The 20,271-nt window shown below is 69.8% G+C and carries 20 protein-coding genes; 13 read left to right on the top strand and 7 right to left on the bottom strand.

Annotated elements, in window-relative coordinates; genetic code table 11:
- Nucleotides 1-74: 74 nt before the first annotated feature.
- The 3 genes from ABB07_RS16670 to ABB07_RS16660 are packed head-to-tail and all read left to right on the top strand — an operon-like array spanning nt 75 to nt 2,284.
- The gene (locus ABB07_RS16670; protein WP_208899441.1) at nt 75-986 is read left to right on the top strand and encodes a phosphotransferase family protein; all 912 of its coding nucleotides are present in this window, start codon (nt 75-77) and stop codon (nt 984-986) included.
- Complete coding sequence (locus tag ABB07_RS16665) at nt 987-1,679, top strand: class I SAM-dependent methyltransferase (RefSeq protein ID WP_208899440.1); 693 nt, start codon at nt 987-989, stop codon at nt 1,677-1,679.
- A 29-nt stretch (nt 1,680-1,708) separates the two neighbouring features.
- Entirely contained in the window at nt 1,709-2,284 is a 576-nt protein-coding gene (locus ABB07_RS16660) for a hypothetical protein (protein ID WP_208899439.1), read from the top strand.
- Between the two features lie 76 nt (nt 2,285-2,360).
- Here the strand turns inward: ABB07_RS16660 and ABB07_RS16655 are convergent, their stop codons facing one another.
- From ABB07_RS16655 to ABB07_RS16635, 5 genes are all read right to left on the bottom strand, one after another.
- The gene (locus tag ABB07_RS16655; protein ID WP_208899438.1) at nt 2,361-4,031 is read right to left on the bottom strand and encodes a relaxase/mobilization nuclease domain-containing protein; all 1,671 of its coding nucleotides are present in this window, start codon (nt 4,029-4,031) and stop codon (nt 2,361-2,363) included.
- Nucleotides 4,031-4,669 (bottom strand): plasmid mobilization relaxosome protein MobC, encoded by a 639-nt coding sequence (mobC, locus tag ABB07_RS16650; protein ID WP_208899437.1) that lies wholly within the window; start codon nt 4,667-4,669, stop codon nt 4,031-4,033. The genes ABB07_RS16655 and mobC overlap by 1 nt, the downstream gene beginning before the upstream one ends.
- Before the next feature lie 58 nt (nt 4,670-4,727).
- Nucleotides 4,728-5,564: a DUF2637 domain-containing protein gene (locus tag ABB07_RS16645; RefSeq protein ID WP_244189390.1), complete on the bottom strand. Its 837-nt coding sequence runs from the start codon at nt 5,562-5,564 to the stop codon at nt 4,728-4,730.
- A gap of 213 nt (nt 5,565-5,777) precedes the next feature.
- The gene (locus ABB07_RS16640; protein WP_208899435.1) at nt 5,778-6,983 is read right to left on the bottom strand and encodes a DUF3631 domain-containing protein; all 1,206 of its coding nucleotides are present in this window, start codon (nt 6,981-6,983) and stop codon (nt 5,778-5,780) included.
- Nucleotides 6,984-7,069: 86 nt separating this feature from the next.
- Entirely contained in the window at nt 7,070-7,312 is a 243-nt protein-coding gene (locus ABB07_RS16635) for a helix-turn-helix transcriptional regulator (protein WP_079173374.1), read from the bottom strand.
- A gap of 478 nt (nt 7,313-7,790) precedes the next feature.
- On the opposite strand from ABB07_RS16635, the gene ABB07_RS16630 reads away from it, so the two are divergent.
- Both ABB07_RS16630 and ABB07_RS16625 read left to right on the top strand, forming a co-directional pair.
- Nucleotides 7,791-8,087 (top strand): helix-turn-helix domain-containing protein, encoded by a 297-nt coding sequence (locus tag ABB07_RS16630; RefSeq protein ID WP_208899434.1) that lies wholly within the window; start codon nt 7,791-7,793, stop codon nt 8,085-8,087.
- A gap of 1 nt (nt 8,088) precedes the next feature.
- Nucleotides 8,089-9,402, top strand: coding sequence for a tyrosine-type recombinase/integrase (locus tag ABB07_RS16625; RefSeq protein ID WP_208903480.1), 1,314 nt, complete (start codon nt 8,089-8,091; stop codon nt 9,400-9,402).
- Nucleotides 9,403-9,469: 67 nt separating this feature from the next.
- Here ABB07_RS16625 and ABB07_RS16620 read toward each other — a convergent pair whose 3' ends face one another.
- The gene (locus ABB07_RS16620) at nt 9,470-9,907 is read right to left on the bottom strand and encodes a hypothetical protein (protein ID WP_003974483.1); all 438 of its coding nucleotides are present in this window, start codon (nt 9,905-9,907) and stop codon (nt 9,470-9,472) included.
- A 582-nt stretch (nt 9,908-10,489) separates the two neighbouring features.
- Between ABB07_RS16620 and hemL the strand changes: the two genes are divergently transcribed.
- The 8 genes from hemL (at nt 10,490) to ABB07_RS16580 (ending at nt 18,799) form a co-directional block, all read left to right on the top strand.
- Nucleotides 10,490-11,806, top strand: coding sequence for a glutamate-1-semialdehyde 2,1-aminomutase (gene hemL / locus ABB07_RS16615; protein WP_208903479.1), 1,317 nt, complete (start codon nt 10,490-10,492; stop codon nt 11,804-11,806).
- A 59-nt stretch (nt 11,807-11,865) separates the two neighbouring features.
- Nucleotides 11,866-12,525, top strand: a complete 660-nt coding sequence (locus tag ABB07_RS16610) for a histidine phosphatase family protein (RefSeq protein ID WP_055706415.1) — start codon at nt 11,866-11,868, stop codon at nt 12,523-12,525.
- 200 nt (nt 12,526-12,725) lie between these two features.
- The gene (locus ABB07_RS16605; RefSeq protein WP_208899433.1) at nt 12,726-13,997 is read left to right on the top strand and encodes a polysaccharide deacetylase family protein; all 1,272 of its coding nucleotides are present in this window, start codon (nt 12,726-12,728) and stop codon (nt 13,995-13,997) included.
- A gap of 115 nt (nt 13,998-14,112) precedes the next feature.
- On the top strand, nt 14,113-14,703 hold the full coding sequence (locus ABB07_RS16600; RefSeq protein WP_208899432.1) for a TlpA family protein disulfide reductase: 591 nt from the start codon (nt 14,113-14,115) through the stop codon (nt 14,701-14,703).
- A 1-nt stretch (nt 14,704) separates the two neighbouring features.
- The gene (locus ABB07_RS16595; protein WP_208899431.1) at nt 14,705-15,475 is read left to right on the top strand and encodes a cytochrome c biogenesis CcdA family protein; all 771 of its coding nucleotides are present in this window, start codon (nt 14,705-14,707) and stop codon (nt 15,473-15,475) included.
- A gap of 3 nt (nt 15,476-15,478) precedes the next feature.
- Complete coding sequence (resB, locus tag ABB07_RS16590; RefSeq protein WP_208899430.1) at nt 15,479-17,218, top strand: cytochrome c biogenesis protein ResB; 1,740 nt, start codon at nt 15,479-15,481, stop codon at nt 17,216-17,218.
- The gene (ccsB, locus tag ABB07_RS16585; protein ID WP_208899429.1) at nt 17,215-18,312 is read left to right on the top strand and encodes a c-type cytochrome biogenesis protein CcsB; all 1,098 of its coding nucleotides are present in this window, start codon (nt 17,215-17,217) and stop codon (nt 18,310-18,312) included. Before resB ends, ccsB begins: the two co-directional genes overlap by 4 nt.
- A 25-nt stretch (nt 18,313-18,337) precedes the next feature.
- Nucleotides 18,338-18,799, top strand: a complete 462-nt coding sequence (locus ABB07_RS16580; RefSeq protein WP_208899428.1) for an SRPBCC family protein — start codon at nt 18,338-18,340, stop codon at nt 18,797-18,799.
- Between the two features lie 47 nt (nt 18,800-18,846).
- On the opposite strand, the gene ABB07_RS16575 is transcribed toward ABB07_RS16580, so the two are convergent.
- The gene (locus tag ABB07_RS16575; protein WP_208899427.1) at nt 18,847-20,253 is read right to left on the bottom strand and encodes a condensation domain-containing protein; all 1,407 of its coding nucleotides are present in this window, start codon (nt 20,251-20,253) and stop codon (nt 18,847-18,849) included.
- Nucleotides 20,254-20,271 lie beyond the last annotated feature (18 nt).

Here is a 20,271-nt window from a genome sequence, read left to right as displayed (position 1 = left end):
CCAGCAGCAAGGCTTCGGGGCGGGCAGGTCCGCTCGCCCGCCCCGGATGCCGTCACGACCGTAATGGAGTCCCCGTGAACGACAACCTCACCACCGATCTCCTCGCCAACCTGTGCATCGTCGCGAACCAGACCGCCGCCAAGCGCGAGGAGGTGAGGGTGTGGTCGATGTCCGGCGTCGAACGCGTGACCTTCCCCGACGGCAGCACGCGGATCTTCAAGTACGCCAAGAGGCCCTTCGACAGCGAGGACCAGGCCCTACGGCTGGCCGACACCCTCGGCACCCCCGTCCCGAAGGTCTACCACTCGGTCCGGATCGAGGGCTGGCTCGGCATGCTCCTGGAGGACCTCGGCACCCCCATCCGAGAAGCGGATGACCTCGACGGTGCCGCCGCGGCCGTGGTTCTCCACCGCACGCGCACGGCCGGCGCGCTGCCCGTAATGCACGAGGAAGGGCTACGGGCCCTGCCCAGCCACGCCCTGGACCACCTCGACCAGCTCCGCAAGGCCGACCGGTGGCAGGACACCGGCGACATCGAGCAGGCCCTCAACCAGATCGCCCAGGCCGCCGACGCCCGCGCGCAGGGAACCACCCTGGCCCCGTTCGGCTGGGTGCACTCCGAGTTCCACCCCACCAGCCTCCACATCGGCCGACGCGGCTGGCGCCTGCTCGACTTCGCTCGCGCCTTCACCGGACCCGGACTGCTCGACCTCGCCAGCTGGCACGGCACCCTCGACGACCCCGACCCCATGCGCCTCCGCGTCTTCCTGGAGTCCTACGTCACCGAAGGCGGCACCCCGGACGTACTCGCGGAGCGGGGCGGCCTGCCCGCGGAGAAGTGGGCGCTGGGCTGGCACCGCATGTGGGCCGTCGAGTGGTTCATGGAGCAGTCCATCCGCTGGATCAACGACCCCGCCACCGACCCCACCTACATCAAGGTCGTCTGCAGGCACCTCACCGACGTCCTCCAGCTCCTGGAGGTGTAGGTGCTCGCCCAAGCCTCCCCCTGGTACGCCCACGCCCTCCAGCGCACGGCCGCCGGCCCGGCCGAACCACTCGCCCCACCCGCCCGGATGGAGTGGACCACACGGCCGGGCATCGGACCCGGCGCCGAGATCCTCGGCCCTGACCTGCGCCGCAAGCGCGTGGTCGAACTTGGCTGCGGACCCGGCCACAACGCAGCATGCCTCGCCACCCGGCACGCGGCCCACGTCACTGGCGTCGACCTGGTCGGCCTGCAAGTCCGCAGGGCCCGCTCACATTACGGACGGCTGAACAACCTCACCTTCGTCGCCGGACACGCCCTGCACTACCTGCAGGCCACCGACGAGCAGTTCGACGCGATCTACTCCGTCTTCGGCGCCATCGGCCTCGTCGCCCCCGAACTCCTGCTCCCCGCCATCGCCAACCGCCTCAAGCCCGGCTGCAGCCTGGCCTTCTCCGTCCCCCACCCACAGCGCGGCGGTCGGGCCCCCGCTGCCGACGACCGACCCCGCCGCGACTACGTCACGCTGCCGGACCGCACCCGCCTGCCCGTCGCTCGCTGGGACTTCGATGCCAGCCGCTGGGAGAAACACCTCGACCGCGCGGGCCTGTGGCTCGCCTCCGCCCAGGACTTCCACGACCCCCGACAGGGCCGCTGGCCCACCACCCTGCTGATCACGGCACGCAAGCTCTGACACCTGCCCCGGCTTCCGTGGAGGAACCGATGCGTCCCTACCTGCTCATCGACATCGACGGCGTCCTCATACCCTTCCCCGACGCGGATGGCACCACCCCCGCCACCCATGCCCGTCACGAGGTCGTACCCACAGGCCGCAGTGCCGACGACCCGGTCACCATCTGGCTCAACCCCGCCCACGGTCCCGCGCTCATGGACTTGATGCGTACCGGCCTCCTCACACCCGTCTGGTGCACCAGTTGGCGCCAGGACGCGACGACCCTGATCGGCCCCCTTCTCGGCCTCCCGCCACTACCGCACGTCGACTTGCCACGCCCCGACATCACCACCAGCCACCCCAACGGCTACCTGTGGAAGCGCGACCACGTCGACGCCTGGCTGGGCGACGCGCCCGCTGTGTGGATCGACGACGACTTCACCAGCCTCGACCACGAATGGTCAGCGGAGCGTGTCGCCCGCGGGTTGCCGACTCTCCTGATCCAGCCCAATCCCCGAGAGGGTGTCCAACCGGAGCACTTTGCGGAGGTCTCGGTATGGGCTACGGAGGTGTCCACGCTCCGGGGAAGCGAGTCCTCGCCTCTGCGTGAGGCTGAAGCTGCATAGGCAGAGGCCGCTGCAGCGGATCTACGCGTCCGGCTGGTAACGCCATGAGGGATTGTGTCGTGGGCCAGCGCCGGAATCACCGGTGGCGAGCGGATGCCGTCAGACCAGGCCGGGCTGCAACGCTCGTGCTGGTTTGGGCGGCTCGTGCTTGGTCGCTGGGGACCTGCCGGGCGGCGAGGCGTTGGATTCGCCAGGTGAGGGTCCTGGCGGTGGAGCGGGCTTCGTCCAGGGTGCGCAGCCGTGCGGCGTGCTGGAGAAGCTGCTCGGGGTCGTGACCCGCGTTCTCCGCTTCGGTCAGGGCGGCGGCCAGTGCCGGCCAGGCTGGGTCGTCGAGGACCTGCTGGACGTGGTCGGGCAGGATCACGAGGATCCGCTGGGCGTGCCGTTCCATGGTGCGGACCGGTGGCTGACGCTGGGCCAGGGCGGTAAGCGGTCCGGCGGCGGCTTGATGGTAGGCGGCCTGCAGGTGGACCAGAGCTTGGTGAGCGGCGGCGACTTGCTGGTCGTGCCGGTGGACCTGGTGCCAGCGGGCCGCGGCGAGGACGACGAGGACAGCGATGTCGAGGAACATCGCCAGCCCGGACCCGTCACCGGTGACCGGGGCGGTGCGCAGGGCGCGTACGGCGCCCCGGAGGGCGCGGGCATGGTCCTGCTGGGCGCGAATGCGGGAGCGGGTGGCACGTTCGAACGCTGTGGCGGCCTTCTGCAGCTGTGGCCTCAGGTGGCTGGGGGCGAGCAGCGGAAGGACGTCGATGGCCTCACCGAGAGCCGCGATGTGGGCCTGGGCGACTTCGTCGTCGCCGTGGTCGAGGTGGTGGGGGATGCGCTCGGCCGCGGCGGTGGCCTGGTGCCAGGGGTTGGGTCTGCGTCGGCTGCCCGGCTCGGTGGCCGGCGCGGTGTCGATGGCAGTGAGGCGCTCCGCGATCTTGGGAAGGGACAGGTCGGGGGCGAGTTTGGCGCCGGAGAACCAGATCGGCTCGCCGGCGGCGTTGGTGTCGCCTTCCAGGGCGACCTTGTAGCCGCGCACGTCGCCGGAGGGGAAGTGCTGGACGTCGATGAGCACGCCCTCAACGCCCTCGAGTAGATGAAGGAAGTCCTCGGGGCTGGTGGCGATGGACACCAGCTGCCGGATGGTGGTGCGCAGGTGCTCGCGGGAGGTCTTGGCCTTGCCGGCGCGGCGGGCCTTCTCCTGCTCGGCGCGAGTGGGGCGCTTGGCGGCGGTGCGGTCTCCGCGCACGACCTGGTGAAGACCGTACTCCTTCTCGATCTTGGCGAGTTCGCGGTCGGCGGTGAGGTAGTCGTTCCAGTGGCGCGCGGTACTCAGGTCGCCTCGGACCTTGGTGGCGGCGATGTGGATGTGGTCGAGTGCATGGCGGACGGCGACCCAGCGGCAGCCGTCCGGGTCGTCTTGTGGCGCGATGCCGGTGGCCGCCACAACACGGCGGGCGATGTGGGCCCATTCCTCGTCACTGAGGTGGCGGTCGGTTGTGGCGGCTCGGACGGAGCAGTGCCAGACATGCCGCTCTGGTGCACGTCCCAGTCGGCGGGCTTGCTTGACGCGCAGGTCGAGGTCAGCCACCAGGAGCTTCTTTGTGGCGGCGAAGTCGTCGCTTCGGCCGGGGTCGGGGGCAAAACCGTCCCAGGAGGCGACGAGGTGAGGGTCGGTGTGGTCCGTGGCCCTCTTGGTGTCGAAGAGGTAGCGGATCAGGCCGGCTGTGTCCTTGCCGCTGCTGATCTTGGCGATCATCAGGCCGCCTTCTTGGTGACGGCCTGGTTAGCGGCTGCAGCGATCTCGCCGACGGCAGCACGGACCGCCGTAAGGGTGCGCTCGGCATGGGTCAGAGCAGCGTTGTCCCCAGGGCGTGGATGGCCGCCCGCGTTGAGCTTCCGGGCGATCTGGTTGACGTTGTTGCCGATCTTGGCGACCTGCTCGCGCAGGGCGGTCAGCTCGTCGATGTAGTCATCGAGCGGGGTGCGCTGGCCGGGCAGGGCAAGGTCGCCATGGATGTGCGCCATGACAACAGCGCCGACGTAGTGGGCGCCGGCGATGTTCAGCGACCGGGCTTTGCGGAGGATCGCGGCCTTCTCCTCGATGCTGTAGCGCACGTCGACGCGTTCCTTGCGCTGGGTGTCCTTGCGCTTGCGGCGACGGGCGATGCGGTGCAGGGCGGCTGCTTCGGCGGCGCGCGGGAGCACGCCGGTCCCTGCGTCGGCGTGTTCCTCCTCCTCGGGCGCCCCCTGGTGCCCGATGGCCTTCGCCACCCCTGGGGCGGAGGCATCCCTGTTGGAACGGCCCTTGGACGGTCCAACGGCATACCTTGCTGGCTGGTTGGCGTTGGTGGTCATCTCGGGCTGCCAAGCTGGGAGTTCGTGGTCGTCATGCATCGGGCGGTTTCTCCAAGCACCGTTGCGGGTGTTGTGGGGACGGAAGCGTCTGTGGCCGTCAGAGGACACCGGCGGGTTCCTTGCCGGGCTCGGCACGACGGGCTGACTCGTCGAGTTCGGCCTGCACCCGGTCCTTGATCTGCGTCAGACGGTCCTTGCCGATGCGGTACCTGGCGGCTCGAATGGCAGTCTCGATGTTGCGGCGTGAGGCGCGACCTCCGCGTCCCAACGGTGCGGTGCGCGCGACGACGAGCAGTTCTTCGAAGGTTGCGTCGTGCTCGTGCGCATCCGTGTTGGCGTGTGCCTTCTGCGGCACATCGACCGCTTCCTCTGCCGTGTTCGGGGGTTCGGCCACATCGGGCAAGCTTTCGGCCTGCGCCGGCAGACCGGCGTCGTCCTCCGCAGGGGCGGGCGGTTCGATGGTGTTGTGGCCGGGGTCGGGGACGTTGTGGCTCTTTGTGGCGGCGGCTTCGTCGGCCTGGGGTGCGGGGTGGCGGCGGATCACAAGATCGAGGTGGACAGCGCCGGCGAGCGCGAGTGGGGCGATGGCGGACAGGGCGCCAACGGTGACGTTGTCGAGGTGGAGTCCGGCGGTGTGTGCCTGCTGGTTGAGACGGACGGCGTGGAGGGCGTTCGCCCAGATGCTGGTGACGGTCGCGAGGCCGACGAGTGCCCAGACGTACAGACGAGAACGCCATGGTGCGGCACGAAGGATGAGCAGGGCGGCGACGCCGATGGCGATGAACCCGTCGATCACGAGCGGGAAGGTGTAGGTCAGCACTCCGCGGATGTGGATGGCGACGGCCATCTGCCGCAGGGCGTCGTAGGAGAGGGCGAAGCCGATCGTGCCGACCAGGGCGACCCCGAGGCGGATCGCGGCGGTCAAGACCGGCACGGGGGACGTGGTGGTGCGTGAAGGCAAGCGGCGTACTCCAGGCGATGGCGGGTGCCATGGGCACAAGGGGCTGGCGGGAAGGGCAGTGACTCGTCGCACCCGTCGCATGCCTGGTCAGGCAGGTACGGATGGCCGCCGTGGTACGGGTGGACTCGTCACAGCGAGGACACCCGTCGCGGGGCTGACCTGCGATGCGACGAGTGCGACGAGTCTTTACGGGTGCGGGCTCGGGACGTGGGCGTCGTTCTCGTCGCCGCTGTCGGCCGTCGGCTCTTCGGGGCAGTAGCGGGCCCACGCGTCGATGAAGCGGAGGCGGGCGAAGCCCTTGGCCTGCCGTCCGCCTTCGAAGCGGTGGGTGGCGGCCTTGATGTCGAAGTCCTTCAGGAGGATCCCCAGGTGGCGCGGGCTCAGGCCGGCGGTGCCGTACTCAGCCCAAGGCGCCTCCTGATCCTTGAGGAGTTCGTCCAGGAGGTCACGGGTGCGCATGATGTCGGGATCTCCGCAGCGTGCGAAGGCACGGCGGATGTCCTGCAGCAGGCGCGTCTTCAGGTTGGACTCGTCGTCTTTGCCCGCCTCGGCCGCGCACATGGCCGCACACGCGGTACGGGCCTGCTCGGGCCAGGTGTCGCCGGCGAGTTCGGCGACGATCACCAGTGGCTCCCAGGTGTCCGCCGCACGGTCCTGCACCGGCATCGGCGGTACCAGATCCGCTGCGGTGTCCATCAGGGGTCGGAGCCAGGCGGTCAGCCGGTCGCGCAGACCGTGGAGGGCAGGGATGTCACGGCGGGAGCGGAACTGATCCACCCGCTCACCGTCCTTGCGGCGCTGCATGCGGATCACCACCGCCCGGTCCATGACCGTGTCCGGCAGGTCCCCGATGCCGGCGAGTGCGGCCATCGCGAAGGTGGGGAACGCCTGCGGCTTGTGCTCCGGGCCGGAGATGCGCAGGGCGGGCCGGTTGCGCTGGTGGCCGGCGTTGAGCAGGCCGCGCAGCTCCTCGTTCTTCTCGGCGGCCTTGATGCTGCCGAAGATGGTGTCGGCCTCGTCCACCAGCAGGGTGGGTGGGTCGTCGCCGATGGCGCGGAAGACCACCGCTGGGCTGGTGTTGACCGTGATCAGCGGTTCGCGCACCGTCTCGGTGATCACGTCCAGCAGGCGGGACTTGCCGCACCGCTTCGCTGGCCCGACCACCGCGAGACGGGGCGCGTGCTGGAGCGCGGGCTGGATGTGGGTGGCGGCCACCCACAGCGTCACAGCGGTCAGCGCCTCGCCGCTCGGCAGGATCACGTACCGCGCGATGGCTGCCCGCAACTCGTCCAGTAGCAGGGCCCCTTCATCGGGTCGCGTCGGCTCCTCGTCGGTGGCTGAGGTCGGGGGAGCGGGGGCGGTGGCGGAAGACGTAGGTTCGTCCACAGGCATTCCTCCCTGGTGGGCCGGACGGGCAAGGCCCGGCCCACCGGTTCGATCGTTCAAGGGCGACGGAGCAGGGGCTTGGACCGGCGGCTTCAGGACGCGAGGTCGTACGCGGACTGGCTGGTCACCCAGGCGTCCACCTCGTGCCAGCGGTAGCGCAGGTGGCGGCCGACCTTGTGCACGTTGGGGCCGATGGCCCGGTACTTCCACTGGTAGAGGGTCTTCACCGGCACGCCGAGGTAGGCGGCGACTTCCGCCGGGGTGGCCAGCGGACCCCGCCTGGCAGCGTCGGCGGTGGAAGAGGCGTTGGCGTTGCGGGCAGCGGTATTCGGCATACGGCTCCTTTTCGGTCATGGACAGCGTGCCTGGACAACACAGCCACACCGCGAGCGAAGAAGTCCAGCGTTGGTTCTAAAACTCTCCACTAATTCCCTCGGCGTGGCTGGGAGGGGGAATAACCGTAGAGGCGGATCGGCCGTTGACCAAAAAGTCGGCGGCTACGTCCTCGTCCTTGAGCCCACGAGGGGTCCCCTCAGGGTCGGTGCCGGCCGTTGTCGCAGGCCAAGGGTGACTAGGTAGGTGCGCAAATGGGCTGGAGCGGGCGGTGAGCACATCGGTATATACCTGCTCAAAACACCCAAACTTTCCGCGCGACGGCAAGTTAGCGCAGCGACCGGCGGGAATTGCCCGTGCGCGCCTCGTGAATAGGAGAGATAAACGCCACGCCGCCCACGGTCACCTGGCGGCGAGTTCTGTAGAGTTTTAGAGCCAACTCTTGCCATAAAGGCCAGCTGCAAGTTACAGCTACCTGTCATGGCAACTCGACCCGTCGAAATAGGCCCCGCCGGCCTCCACACCGCCCGCGCCATAGAGCGAATACGTATCGCGCGCGGCCTGACCCAGCACCAGCTGGCTGCCCGATGTACCGCGCTGGGCCGTCCGATGTCCAACACCGCCCTCAGCCGCACCGAGCGTGCCCACCGCCGCTGCGACGTCGACGACCTCGTCGCGATCTCCGCCGCCCTCGGCGTCTCGCCCGCAGTCCTGCTGCCTCTGGAGACCTCTCCAATCCAGATCTGGGAGTGCATCCAGGGGGTTCTTCTTGGCTGACGTGTACGACCGCTGGCACAAGTCCCACCCCAAGCCCACCGAGGCCGAGTGCGGTGAACACAAGAGCCGTACGCGGCAGATGGTCCCCACCGCTGATCACGGCGTCGGCAAGCGTTGGCAGGTCCGCTACCGCGATCTGGACGGCCGCCAGCGCAAGGAGAACTTCGACACCAAGGCCGAGGCGGACAACCGGGCCGCTGAGGTCGACGTCGAAATCCGGCGCGGCTCCTACGTCGTGCCAGCCGAGACGAAGCAGACGCTCGGCGCCTACGCGCAGAAGTGGCTGGACGCGAACTCCGTCGGTCCGACGACAGCCCTCCGCTATGAGGCGACGGTCCGCAACCACATCGTCGAGCACCTCGGGCGACGCGAGCTGCGTTCCCTCAACCAGCCCTCGGTCATCCAGGGCTGGATCCGCACTCTTCAGGACGCCGCCCTGGAGGTGTCGACGATCGAGGGCATCTTCGACATCCTCTCCAGCATCCTCGGCGCGGCCGTGGAGGACGGGCTGCTGCCGAAGAACCCCTGCAAGGCGAAGTCGGTCAAGCTGCCGACCGCGACCAAGAAGAAGATCATCCCTTGGCCGCTGGAGCGCGTTCGCGCAGTCATCGCCGGCCTGCCCAAGCGCTTTCACGCTGGCGGCAAGCTGGCCTTCGGCTGCGGCCTGCGTCAGGGCGAGGTCTTCGGCTTCGCCGTCGAGGACATCGACTTCAAGACCGGTTGGATCCACGTCAACCGCCAGGTGCGGCTCGTCGGCACGAAGGCCGTCTTCGCGCTGCCCAAGGGGAACAAGATCCGGTCCGTGCCTCTACCGGCCCAGCTTGCCGCTGCCCTCAAGGCGCACATGAAGGAGTTCCCGCCGGTCGAGGTCACCCTGCCCTGGGCCAAGCCGGACGGCGAGCCGAAGACCTTCCGTCTCCTCTTCGTGGACCAGAAGGGGCGGGCGTACAACCGCAGCGTCTTCAACATGGGCGACTGGAAGCGCGCCCTGGCCGCCGCCGGCGTGATCCCTCCCCGTGAGCGCGGCGCGAGGTACCTCCAGGCGGCCCGGGAGGACGGGATGCACGCCCTCCGGCACGCCTACGCCTCCGTGCTCCTGGATGCGGGGGAGAGCATCAAGGCGCTCTCCGAGTACCTCGGCCACTCGGACCCGGGCTTCACGCTGCGGACGTACACGCATCTGCTGCCGTCCAGCGAGACGCGGACCCGCAAGGCGATCGACGACGCCTTCATGGAGGAGTCGGCAGGGGGAGCCCAGGGCACATCGGTGCCCCCGGCGAAACCAATGTGCCCCCAATGTGCCCTGGCCGCCTGAAGGCCCCTCCTGGCACATGACGAGGGCGGGGTCCGAAAACCCCGCCCGCCACCCGAGAAATCCCAGCTCAGGGCCACACAAGGCAATACGGCTGATGCCCCGCCTCATGCAGCCGATGCGAGAAGTCCTGCCACTCGTGCAGCAGCTGGTACACGTTGAACGCGTCCCGTGGGCCGCCCCGGTCCGGGACCGTCGACCAGATGAAGGCCGCCGCGCCGACCGCTTCCTCGCCGATGCCGCGCAGGGGGTCGACGACGGTCATGGGGAGCTTGACGACGGCGTAGTCGGGGTGGAGGACGACCAGTTCCAGGGGCGGGACCTTGTGCAGGGGGACGCCCTCGATGCCGGTCAGCACCATCGCGGCCATGGTCTCCGGCTTGATCTTGGTGAACATGCCGTTCATGCCCAGCTCGTCGCCGCCGAGTTCCTCGGGGCGCATCGAGATGGGGACGCGGGCCGCGGTCGCGCCGTCGGGCGCGCCGAAGTATTTGTATGTCACCCCCACCCGACCACCATTCCTGCTCCCCGCCCTCAGGCGGTCGGCCCGATGGTCGAACCGGCGGTCGGACGGCCGGTCCAGCTGGCTCTCCAGCTGCCGGTCGGTCCGCCGGTCGTACCGCTCGGGCTCACCCGGTACACCCTGTGTCTGACGTGCGTCGCTCTGCCGTGCCTCGCTCGCTTCCTCCGCGTCGCGCCGGTGCCTTCCCCGCCGGGCACGTCGAGGACCCAGGTCATCAGTCCCCTCGCCCAGTCCGCCACCGCGATGCATATCTCCACCCGACTGCTTTTCTAGGACGCGTGGCCCCCGCCGCGCAACCCGATCATCGTGTCAGTGACCTCCCCCACGGCCGCCCGCCGAAACGTGCGGTGGAACAACAGTCCACGGGTTCTTCCCGGCCCCTGAGCATCCTCTGATCATTACGTGCGTAAGAGCTGTGTGTATCAGCTCTCAGTCTCGCAGATGGGACGCGCGCGGTGCCGCGGACCGGAGGCGGGCCGCCCCGTGCCCGGCCCGCGGCCTACCCTGAGGAGGTCACCCAAGCAACCGGAGTCCGAGAAGCCGGAGAAGTCGCACACCATGAGTGCCCTGAGCGAAACGCCCTATCCCTACGACGCGCCCGTCTCCCAGGCGCTCTTCGACCGCGCCTCCGCCGTCACGCCCGGCGGTGTGAACTCCCCGGTGCGCGCCTTCCGTGCCGTCGGCGGCACGCCCCGTTTCATGGTGTCCGGCCGCGGCCCCTACCTGACGGACGCGGACGGCCGGGAGTACGTCGACCTCGTCTGTTCCTGGGGGCCCATGATCCTCGGGCACGCGCACCCCGAGGTCATCGCCGCGGTCCAGGAGGCCGTCGCCCGCGGTACGTCCTTCGGCACGCCCGGTGAGGGCGAGGTCGCGCTCGCCGAGGAGATCGTCGCCCGGGTCGAGCCCGTCGAGCAGGTCCGGCTGGTCAGCAGCGGGACCGAGGCGACCATGAGCGCCATCCGGCTCGCCCGCGGGTTCACCCGGCGGTCCAAGGTGATCAAGTTCGCCGGCTGCTACCACGGACACGTCGACTCGCTGCTGGCCGCCGCCGGCTCCGGGGTCGCCACCTTCGCCCTGCCGGACACCCCCGGTGTCACCGGCGCGCAGGCCGGCGACACGATCGTGCTGCCGTACAACGATCTCGAGGCGGTGCAGGAGGCCTTCCACCGGCACCCCGGCGAGATCGCGTGCGTGATCACCGAGGCCTCGCCCGGCAACATGGGCGTGGTGCCGCCGGACCCCGGGTTCAACCAGGGGCTGCGGGACGCCTGCCACAAGAACGGCGCCCTCTACATCTCCGACGAGGTCATGACCGGGTTCCGGACCAGCCGCGCCGGATGGTACGGGGTGGACGGGGTCAGGCCCGACCTCATGACCTTCGGGAAGGTCATGGGGGGCGGGTTCCCCGCCGCCGCCTTCGGGGGGCGGGCCGATGTCATGGCCCACCTCGCGCCCGCGGGTCCCGTGTACCAGGCGGGCACCCTCTCCGGTAACCCCGTCGCCACCGCCGCCGGGCTCGCCCAGCTGCGGCTGCTCGACGACGCCGCGTACGACACCGTGAACGCCGTGTCCGCGCAGATCCAGGGCCTGGTCAGCGAGGCGCTGAGCAAGGAGGGCGTCGCGCACCGGGTGCAGACCGCCGCCAACATGTTCTCCGTGTTCTTCACCGACCGGCAGGTGCGCGACTACGAGGACGCCAAGCGGCAGGAGTCGTTCCGCTTCACCGCGTTCTTCCACTCGCTGCTGTCGAACGGCGTCTACCTGCCGCCGTCGTCCTTCGAGTCCTGGTTCGTGTCCACGGCCCATGACGAGCGGGCCCTTCAGAAGATCGCCGACGCCCTTCCGGCGGCGGCCCGGGCGGCTGCGGAGGCCACCGCGTGAGCAACAGCGTCAGCAGCAGCACCGGCAGCAGGGACAAGGACGTCACCGTCGTCCACCTCATGCGGCACGGAGAGGTCGAGAACCCGACCGGGATCCTGTACGGGCGGCTGCCCGGCTACCACCTGTCCGAGCTGGGCCGGCGGATGGCCGACCGGGTCGCCGAGCACCTCGCCCCGCGGGACGTGACGTACGTCTGCGCCTCACCGCTGGAGCGGGCGCAGGAGACGGCCGGCCCGATCGCCAAGGCGCACGGTCTCGACCTGGACACCGACGAGCGGCTCATCGAGGCCGACAACGTCTTCCAGGGCAAGACCTTCGGCGTCGGCGACGGCGCGCTGCAGCGGCCCGGCAACTGGAAGCACCTCGTCAACCCGTTCCGGCCGTCCTGGGGCGAGCCGTACGTCGACCAGGTCGTGCGCATGATGGGCGCGCTGAACGCGGCCAAGGACGCGGCGCGCGGGCACGAGGCGGTGCTGGTCAGCCACCAGCTGCCGATCTGGATCGTGCGGTCCTATGTCGAGCGGCGGCGCCTGTGGCACGATCCGCGCAAGCGGCAGTGCACGCTGGCCTCCCTGACGTCCTTCACCTACCTCGGCGACAAGATCGTGTCGGTCGGCTACAGCGAGCCCGCCATCGATCTCGTCCCGGCCCATCTGCGGGCCGGTGCCAAGCCGCAGAAGGGCAAGGGCACCGCCCAGGGGAAGGCCTTCGGGGCCTGAGCCGGCCTGGGCAAGCCCTGAGCAGGCCCCGAGCAGGCCTGAGCAAGCCCCGAGCGGCGTTTTCTGACGGTCCGTTTGGCGGCGCTTAGGTTATCTTTGCCGCAACTATTGCGAAAAACATAAGAATTATCGGAACCTCCCCGATCGCCGTGTCCTCTCAGTGGGTGACCACCACACAGGCGCGATGATCGGGGAACTCCATGCGCACCGTCTCCCGGACCTTCTCCCGCCGGGGAATACTCGGCCTCGGCGCGGGTGCCGCGGCCGCCGCCAGCCTCGCCGGTTGCGGGAGCCACACGTCATCGGACGGCGCCGGGGCCGCGGACGGTTCCGGCGGCGGAAAGAACGGCGGCAAGGGCGGCGACGCGAGCGGCGCGCCGCAGGGCCGCCTCATCGGGGACGGCTCCACGTCCTTCACCGGCAAGCAGCCGCACCAGCCGCCCGCGCCGGAGCCGCTGCAGCCCGGCCAGACCCCGCCGCAGTTCGTGGTCTTCTCCTGGGACGGCGCCGGCGAGGTCGGCAACGGGCTCTTCCCGCGCTTCCTGGACCTCGCCAAGGAGCACGGCGCGAGCATGACCTTCTTCCTGTCGGGCCTGTATCTGCTGCCCGAGTCGAAGAAGCGGCTGTACGTCCCGCCGAACAACAAGATCGGCGCCTCCGACATCGGCTACCTCGCCGACGACCACATCAAGGCGACGCTGACCAACGTCCGCCGGGCCTGGCTCGAAGGCCACGAGATCGGCACCCACTTCAACGGGCACTTCTGTGGCGAGGCCCACACCTCGGTCAAGTGGTGGACGCCACAGCAGTGGCACAGCGAGATCAAGCAGGCCAAGTCCTTCGTCAAGAACTGGAAGACCAACACCGGCCTCACCGACATGCCGGCGCTGCCGTTCGACTACGACAAGGAACTGGTCGGTGGCCGTACGCCCTGTCTGCTCAACCAGGAGAACCTGCTGCCCACCGCCCGCGAGCTGGGCTGGCGTTACGACGCCTCCTCGCCGGGCGGGCTGCAGATGTGGCCGGTGAAGAAGCAAGGGCTGTGGGACCTCCCGCTGCAGGAGATACCTTTCCCCGGCAGGAAGTTCCAGGTCCTCTCGATGGACTACAACATGATGTTCAACCAGTCGCAGAACTCGACCAAGGCGCCGGCCTACAACTACCCGGCCTGGCGCGAGCAGGCGGCCGGGGCGTACATCGCCGGCTTCAAGCGGGCGTACTTCTCGAACCGGGCGCCGTTCTTCATCGGCAACCACTTCGAGCACTGGAACGGCGGCATCTACATGGACGCCGTCGAGCAGGCCTTCAAGCACATTGCGCAGGCGAAGGAGAAGGGCGCCGACGTCCGGCTGGTCTCCTTCCGGCAGTTCTGCGACTGGATCGACGTACAGAAGCCCGAGGTGCTCGCCAAGCTGCGCACGCTCGCGCCCGGACAGGCTCCGGCCGGCGGCTGGAAGACCTTCCTCGCGTAGCCGCTCGCCCGCCCGCCTGCCGGAAATGTCCCGTGTAAATACGCCCTGAAATGCGGTTTTCCGCCCGGCAGGGGGGCGCCACAGAGCGCCGGAGGGGACATGCGAAACTTTTCACATGAGTACCCGTAGCCGCGCCGTCCTGCTCAGCGCCGTGGCCGCCGTCGCGGCCCTGACCTTGTCCGCGTGCGGCAAGGGCGGCACCTCCGGCGGCGGTGGCAACACGGGCTTCGTCACCGGCCACAACGGCATCGCCACCGTCCCGGCGGGCGAGCGCGCCAGTGCCCCGGACCTGTCCGGCAAGACCATCGACGGCAGGACCCTGGACGTCGCCGACTACAAGGGCCAGGTCGTCGTCATCAACGTCTGGGGCTCCTGGTGCAGTCCGTGCCGCGAGGAGGCCCAGTACTTCGCCAAGGTCTCGAAGGAGTACCAGGGCAAGGGCGTGCAGTTCGTCGGCATCAACACCCGGGACACCAGCACCACCCCCGCCGTCGCCTTCGAGAAGGAGCACGGGATCGGCTACCCCAGCCTGTACGACCCCACGGGCAGGCTGATGCTCCGCTTCGAGAAGGGCACCCTCAACCCGCAGCTGATCCCCTCCACGCTCGTCATCGACAGGCAGGGGAAGGTCGCCGCGCGGGCCCTGGAGGCGCTCGACGACACCACGCTGCTGAAGATGCTCAAGCCGGTCCTCGCGGAGAAGTGACGTGAGCGCACTCGTGACGCTGGCCGCGACGGGCCAGAACGAGACGGTGCTCAACGGCGCCCTGCTGATCGCGCTGCCGGTCGCGTTGCTCGGCGGGCTCGTCTCCTTCTTCTCGCCCTGCGTCCTGCCCCTGGTCCCCGGCTACCTCTCCTACGTCACCGGCGTCGCCGGCACCGACCTGGCCGAGGCCAGGCGCGGGCGGATGGCCACCGGCGCCCTCCTGTTCGTCCTCGGCTTCACCGCCGTGTTCGTCTCCGGCGGCGCGCTGTTCGGCTTCTTCGGCTCCACCCTGCAGGAGTACAAGGACACGCTGTCCAAGGCGCTCGGCGTGCTCATGATCCTGCTGGGCGTCTTCTTCATGGGGCTGATGCCCTGGCTGACCCAGCGTGAGTTCCGCTTCCACCGGCGTCCGGCGGCCGGTCTGGTCGGCGCGCCCCTGCTCGGCGCCCTGTTCGGAGTCGGCTGGACCCCCTGCATCGGTCCGACCCTCGCCTCCGTCATCGCCCTGTCCTCCCAGCAGGCGAGCGCCGGCCGGGGCGCGATACTGACCGTTGCCTACTGCCTCGGCCTCGGCGTCCCCTTCGTGCTCACCGCGATCGCCTTCCGCAAGGCGCTCGGTGCCTTCGGCTGGGTCAAGCGCCACTATGTCTGGGTGCTGCGCGCCGGCGGCACGATGATGATCGTCACCGGTGTGCTGCTGCTGACCGGTGCCTGGGACAGCCTGGTGCAGCAGATGCAGACCTGGTCCAACGGCTTCACTGTGGGGATCTGACCGATGAGCAAGACCGAAACCGACAAGAGCCAGGACCAGGCGAACCCGGACGGGGCGAACCCGGACCAGGAGGACCTCGGCGCGGCCGGCTCCCAGCTGTCCACCGCCCCGGCGGAGGAGCTCTCCGTCGCGCCGGGGCTCGGCGTCATCGGCTGGGCCCGCTGGTTCTGGCGGCAGCTGACCTCCATGCGGGTCGCGCTGCTGCTGCTCCTGCTGCTCTCGCTCGGCGCGATCCCTGGCTCGCTCATCCCGCAGACCGGCGCCGACCTCAACAAGGTCGACGACTTCCGCAAGGCCCACCGGACGCTCGCGCCGATCTACGACAAGCTCGGCCTGTTCCACGTCTACAGCTCGGTGTGGTTCTCCGCGATCTACATCCTGCTGTTCGTCTCCCTCATCGGCTGCATCGTCCCGCGCACCTGGCAGTTCGTCGGCCAGCTGCGCGGCCGCCCGCCGGGCGCCCCCAAGCGGCTGACGCGGCTGCCCGCCTACACGACGTGGCGTACGACCGCCGACCCCGAGCAGGTCCGCGAGGCCGCGCTCGCGCTGCTGAGGAAGCGCCGCTTCCGCGCCCATGTCGCCGGTGACGCCGTCGCCGCCGAGAAGGGCTATGTGCGCGAACTGGGCAATCTGGTCTTCCACATCGCCCTGATCGTGCTGCTGATCGCCTTCGCCTCCGGCCAGCTGTACAAGTCGGACGGCACCAAGCTGATGGTGGAGGGCGACGGCTTCTCCAACGCGCTGCCGATGTACGACGACTTCAAGTCCGGCAGCCTGTTCCAGAACGACGACCTCGTGCCGTTCAGCTTCGACCTGAAGAAGTTCACCGGCACCTACGAGGTCTCCGGCCCCAACAAGGGCACGCCGCGCACCTACGAGGCGAGGATCGACTACAGCGTCGGTGCGTACGGCAAGCCGAAGTCGACCACCGTCAAGGTCAACCAGCCGCTGCACATCGGCGACGCCAAGGTCTACCTCGTCAGCCACGGCTACGCGCCGGTCGTCACGGTCCGCGACGGCAAGGGCAACGTCGTCTACCGCGATGCCGTACCGCTGCTGCCGCTCGACGGGAACGTCACCTCCAACGGTGTGATCAAGGTGATGGACGGCTACCGCAACGCCCAGGGCCAGAAGGAACAGCTCGGCTTCCAGGCCTTCTTCGTGCCCACCTTCGACCCGAAGGCCGGCACGATGCTCTCCCAGTTCCCCGCGCTGGTGAACCCGCTGCTCGCGGTGAACGCCTACCACGGCGACCTCGGCGTCAACGCCGGCATCCCGCAGAGCGTGTACCAGCTGGACAAGACGCACATGAAGGCGTTCAAGGACAGCAAGGGCCAGCTGCTGAAGAAGCTCCTGCAGCCGGGCGACACCATGACGCTGCCGAACGGCGCCGGGTCCATCACCTTCGAGAAGGACATCAAGGAATGGGCCGGCTTCGAGATCGTCCAGGAGCCCGGCAGCGGCTGGGCGCTCGGCGGTGCCCTCGCCGCGATCTTCGGCCTGGCCGCCTCGCTGTTCATCCAGCGGCGCCGGGTGTGGGTGCGCGCGGTGCGCGGCGCCGACGGCGTGACGGTCGTCGAGATGGCCGGCCTCGGCCGCAGCGAGTCCGCCAAGGTGCCCGAGGAGCTGGGCGACCTCGCCGGAATCCTCTACGACCAGGCGCCGGGGGCACCCGACCCCGACGACGACCCTTCAGAATCCTCCGACACCCCAGTCGTACCTGCCGAAGGGGCTGAGAAGTGACTCTCGCCGCCGCAACCGATCTCGCCGCCGCGACCAACGAACACCTGGCGAGCATCAGCAACACGCTGATCTACTCGTCGATGGCCGTCTACACCCTGGCCTTCTTCGCGTACATCGCCGAATGGCTCTTCGGCAGCCGCAGCAAGGTGGCCCGTACGGCCGCCGCGCTGACGGCGTCGGAGACCTCCGCGAAGGCCCCCGCGGTCACCGTGAAGCAGGCCGGGGGCACCGCCGTGCTGGAGCGGCCCAAGGTCGTCGTCCGCTCGGCCGCCGGCGCCCGCGACGTGCCGGACGGGCCCGGCGCGCACGGCGGGGACGCGCAGGGCGACCTCTACGGCCGGATCGCCGTCTCGCTCACCGTGCTCGCCTTCCTGGTGGAGCTGGCCGGTGTCGTCGCCCGCGCGGCCTCCGTGCAGCGGGCGCCGTGGGGCAACATGTACGAGTTCAACATCACCTTCTCCACGGTGGCCGTCGGCGTGTACCTCGCGCTGCTGGCGCTGAAGAAGAACGTGCGCTGGCTCGGGCTGTTCCTGATCACCACGGTCCTGCTGGACCTGGGCCTCGCGGTCACCGTCCTGTACACGGCCAGCGACCAGCTGGTCCCGGCCCTGCACTCGTACTGGCTGTACATCCACGTCTCCACCGCGATCTTCTGCGGCGCGGTGTTCTACGTCGGCGCGGTCGCCACGATCCTGTACCTGTTCAAGGACTCGTACGAGAACAAGCTGCAGACCGGCGGCAAGCCCGGCGCCTTCGCGACCTCGGTCCTGGAGCGCCTGCCCGCCTCGGCCTCGCTGGACAAGTTCGCCTACCGGGTCAACGCGGCCGTCTTCCCGCTGTGGACGTTCACGATCATCGCGGGCGCGATCTGGGCGGGCGACGCCTGGGGCCGCTACTGGAACTGGGACCCGAAGGAGACCTGGTCCTTCATCACCTGGGTCGCCTACGCCTGCTACCTGCACGCCCGGGCGACGGCCGGCTGGAAGGGCCGCAAGGCCGCCTACCTGGCGATGATCGCCTTCGGCTGCTGGCTGTTCAACTACTACGGCGTCAACATCTTCGTCAGCGGCAAGCACTCCTACGCGGGCGTGTGAGCCGAGGGTCGCCCACACTGGTGACATGAGCGGTTCCATCGCACAGGGCACCAGTCAGACCCACGGGAACACGCACATACTCCACTTCCTGGTGCGGCTCCCGAGGCCCATGGAAGACGTCTGGCCGGCGGTGGCCACCCCCGAGGGACTCGGGGCGTGGTGCACCGCCGTCGACGTTCTGCAGCCCCGCCTCGACGGCGCGGTCGGCCTGCGCGACCTGGGCTCCGGCCGGGTCACCGCCTGGGACGTGGACCGGGTCGCGGAGTACACCGTCGAGGGCGGCGGCCGGATCCGGTTCCATCTGGAGCGGGGCGGCGACGGCGGGAGCGTGCTGCGCTTCACGCACGAGTTCCGGGGCGAGGCGGCGACGGAGTCCGGCTGGCGGGCCAGATTCGAACGCCTGATCGACATCCTGGCGTCCGCGCAGGGTCTGCCGGGGCAGCAGCCGTCCGAGCCCGTGGAGCCCCTTCCCGGGCAGTTCACCTAGGGGCGGCGCGGGGCGGCGGGCGCGGGGCGGCGTACGGCGGCAGGGGCTCAGGACACCGCGGGCAGGGTGCCGTGGGCCACCGAGGCGATGTGGTCGCGCAGCCGCTCGACGTACAGGCGCAGGTTCTTCGCCGCCACGTCCGTGTCCGGGTACCGGGTCGCCAGCCACAGCCCCTCGTGCAGCCGGTTCACCCACACGCACACCTGGTCGCCGTAGCTCACCCGCAGCAGCGCGTGCGCCCGCTGCTCGGCCCAGCGCTCGGCGCCGGGCACGGCCCGGGTGTCGACGTAGGAGACGATCGAGTACAGGTCCGGCGAGGTCGGCCGGAAGTCCGCGCCGAGCAGGCTCAGCACCCGGGCCAGCGGCATCCGCGCCAGCGAGCGGTTGGCCTGCAGCTCCGCGCGCACCGCCCGCAGGGTGTCGGGGAAGCCCGTCGTACGGCCCACCGGGACCTCGATCGGGGCGCCGCCCACGTACCAGCCCACCGAGTCGCTCCAGCGCGACTTCACCCGGGTGTGGAACGGCACCACCGTCCGGTACACCGGCTGCCCGCCCAGCTCGTGCACGATCAGCCCGGTCGCGGCCAGCAGACCGACCAGGCTGCCGCCGTACGGCCTGCAGAACGCCTCGAACGCGGCCGCCTCCGCCGCGTCCGCCAGCGGCTCGCACAGCATCCGCTGCCTCGGCAGCGGGCCGCCCGGCTCCAGGCCGAGGTCGACCGGGAAGCCCGGCAGCATGCCGTCGCAGCGCCGGATGAACGCGCGCCAGCGGCCGACGATCGCGTGCCGGGCGTCGATGCCGTCCGCGTCGGCCCGCTCGATCTCGCAGAAGTCGACGTAACTGGCCGCCGGGGCACGGGAGTCGGGATCGGTGTCGGCCAGGCCCGCCGTGTACAGCTCGTGCACCTCGGCGGCGATCCGGGTCAGGGAGTAGGCGTCGACGTTGCTGTGGTCGAAGGCCAGGTACACGCTGGCGCCGTCGTCCCGTACGACCGCCGTGTAGATCAGGTTCGGCCAGCGCAGCGCGTCCGCGACGGTGTCGAAACGGTCCTGGAGGTGCCGGACCAGCGCGTCCGCGTCCGGGAAGTCGCCCGCGTCCGTCCGCGCCAGGGACACGTCGGCGGCGTCCAGGGTGAACCGGCGCAGTTCGTCACCGGCCCAGCGGAAGCCGCTGCGCAGCGTCTCGTGCCGTACCGTCCACGCGCGCAGCGCCTCCTGGAGCACGTCGAGGTCGACCGGGCCCGGCAGGTCGAAGGCGGTGCCGAGCCAGGTCGGCACGAACAGCCCGTCCTCCCGGACGCAGCGGGCGGTCCTGATGTGCGACTCCTGGATGTAGGCCGGGGGCCGGGAGTCCTCCGGGAGTGACGTCGCCGCCGCCACCGTCGCCGGGCTCAGTGTCCACTCGACGAGCCGTCCCGGCCGGACCTCGCAGCGCTGGATGTCAGTGATTCGCACGCGTCTCCCATCGCAAGA

This window comes from Streptomyces incarnatus, assembly GCF_001027185.1.
GTDB classification, from domain to species: Bacteria; Actinomycetota; Actinomycetes; order Streptomycetales; family Streptomycetaceae; genus Streptomyces; species Streptomyces puniciscabiei.
Note: the sequence above shows the minus strand (reverse complement) of the source record. Positions and strands in the feature narration are given on the sequence as shown.